Genomic DNA, 2,034 nt, shown 5'->3' with positions numbered 1-2,034 from the left:
GTGCTCGCCCTGGACACGCGCTTTCGCGATGGCCTTTGGAAGCTGCCCAGCGCGGGCTGGACCGCGGACGAAGTGCACACGCTCGACGATCTCGTGCCCTGGTACGAAGCCGCCGGCGCGCGCCACCTCCTGTGCACCGACATCGACCGCGACGGCACCATGAGCGGTCCGAACCTCGCCCTCTATCGCCATCTTGCCTCGCTGGCACCGGGCCTCGATGTACAGGCCTCGGGTGGCGTGAAGTCACTCACCGACGTCACCGATCTCGCATTGCAAGGCGTGGCCAGCATCATCCTTGGCCGCTCGCTGCTCGAAGGCGCTTTCGCCTTGCCTGAAGCCATCGCGACGGCAGAAAGGGCAAACGCGACATGCTGAGCCGCCGTATCGTTCCCTGCCTCGATGTTCGCGATGGACAGGTCGTCAAGGGCGTGCGCTTCCGCGATCACGTCGTCGTCGGCGAGATCGTCGAACTGGCCCTGCGTTATCGCGACGAGGGTGCCGACGAACTCGTGTTTTACGACATCACGGCCAGTCCGGAAGGGCGCCGTGTGGACCGCGACTGGGTGGAGCGCGTGGCGCGCGAAATCGACATTCCGTTCTGTGTCGCCGGCGGCATTCGCTCCGTGAACGATGCGCGCGACGTGCTGCACGCCGGTGCCGACAAGATCTCGATCAATTCACCCGCCCTGGAGCGCCCGGCGCTTGTGAGCGAGATCGCCGATGCCTTCGGTGTGCAGTGTGTCGTCGTGGGTGTCGACAGCTTGCGCGACGAGGACGGCGAATGGCGCGTACGCCAGTACACGGGGGATCCGTCGCGAACGCGGGCCCTGCGCAAAGGTACGCTCGAATGGATCGAGGAAGTGCAGGCGCTCGGCGCTGGTGAAATCGTCCTGAACTGCATGGGCACCGATGGCGTGCGTCGCGGTTACGACATCGAGCAACTGAAGGCGGCGCGGGCGATCAGCCACGTGCCGCTTGTCGCCTCCGGTGGAGCGGGTACGCCCATGCACTTCGCCGACGTATTCAAGCAAGCCGACGTGGACGCCGCGCTTGCCGCAAGCGTTTTCCACACCGGTGACATCGGCATTCCCGCGCTCAAGCGCGAACTGCGCACGCAGGGTATCGAGGTAAGGCTATGAACGACGTGACTCCCGATTTCGCCAAGGGCGATGGCCTGCTGCCGGCGATCGTCCAGCACGCGCAGTCGGGCGAAGTGCTGATGCTCGGCTATATGGATGAAGCCGCACTGGCGAAGACGCGCGCGAGCGGATTGGTGACTTTCTTCAGTCGTAGCAAGCAGCGTTTGTGGACGAAGGGCGAGACCTCGGGCGACTCGCTGGCCCTGGTCGATATCCGCCTGGACTGCGACGCCGATACGTTTCTCGTGCGCGCCCTGCCGGCGGGCCCTACCTGTCACACCGGTACGTCGAGTTGTTTCGGCGATGACGTGAAGCCGACGCTCGGCTTTCTCGCCGAACTCGACGCGCTGGTCGCATCGCGGCACGCCGAACGGCCCGACGGCAGCTACACGACGACGCTGTTCGATGGCGGTATTCGCCGCATGGCGCAGAAAGTGGGGGAGGAGGGTGTCGAGACGGCGCTTGCCGCGGTCGCCGAAGGCGACGACGCCCTGATCGGCGAGGCCGCCGATCTGGTCTTTCATCTGATGGTGGTGTTGCGCGCGCGCGGCATCGGTTTCGATGCCGTGGCGGAAAAGCTAGCTGCCCGACACACAGGCAGCTAATTGTAGGAGCCGATTCATCGGCGATCCCGCGGCAGCGGGCCAGGTCATCGCGACCTGGTTTTCGCCGATGAATCGGCTCCTACAGGTCCTGATTAACGGTTGCCGCCGCGGTTTCCACCGCCGCCGCTGCGATTGCCGCCACCGCCACCGCCGCCGGGACGGCCACCGCCACCGGGACGACCGCCCGGACGTGCGCCACCGCCGCCGCCCGGGGCACGATTGCCACCGCCGCCGCTACGGTTGCCGTTGGCGCCGCCGCCGGTGGCGCGATTGCCACCGCCGCCACCGGC

4 protein-coding genes are annotated in these 2,034 nt (G+C 66.6%); 3 read left to right on the top strand and 1 reads right to left on the bottom strand.

Annotation, left to right across the window (positions count from 1 at the left end):
* From AC1DSN_RS21885 to hisIE, 3 genes are all read left to right on the top strand, one after another.
* A partial coding sequence (locus AC1DSN_RS21885) for a HisA/HisF-related TIM barrel protein (protein WP_477332885.1) occupies positions 1-375 on the top strand: 375 nt, incomplete at its 5' end.
* Positions 369-1,139 (top strand): imidazole glycerol phosphate synthase subunit HisF, encoded by a 771-nt coding sequence (gene hisF / locus AC1DSN_RS21880; protein ID WP_063574124.1) that lies wholly within the window; start codon positions 369-371, stop codon positions 1,137-1,139. The genes AC1DSN_RS21885 and hisF, both read left to right, overlap by 7 nt.
* Positions 1,136-1,744, top strand: a complete 609-nt coding sequence (gene hisIE / locus AC1DSN_RS21875; protein WP_477298824.1) for a bifunctional phosphoribosyl-AMP cyclohydrolase/phosphoribosyl-ATP diphosphatase HisIE — start codon at positions 1,136-1,138, stop codon at positions 1,742-1,744. Before hisF ends, hisIE begins: the two co-directional genes overlap by 4 nt.
* Positions 1,745-1,836: 92 nt before the next feature.
* Here the strand turns inward: hisIE and AC1DSN_RS21870 are convergent.
* Positions 1,837-2,034: hypothetical protein (locus AC1DSN_RS21870; protein ID WP_477332883.1), on the bottom strand; the 198-nt coding region annotated here is incomplete at its 5' end.

Source organism: Luteibacter sp. P4_D7_3 (assembly GCF_056401735.1).
The sequence above is the reverse complement of the archived record's forward strand: the minus strand, read 5'-3'. Positions and strand labels throughout refer to the sequence as shown.

What these genes read in the sequence shown, in the direction of transcription:
- hisF (WP_063574124.1), top strand. Translation starts at nt 369, where the DNA reads ATGCTGAGCCGCCGTATCGTTCCCTGCCTCGATGTTCGCGATGGACAG.
- hisIE (WP_477298824.1), top strand. Translation starts at nt 1,136, where the DNA reads ATGAACGACGTGACTCCCGATTTCGCCAAGGGCGATGGCCTGCTGCCG.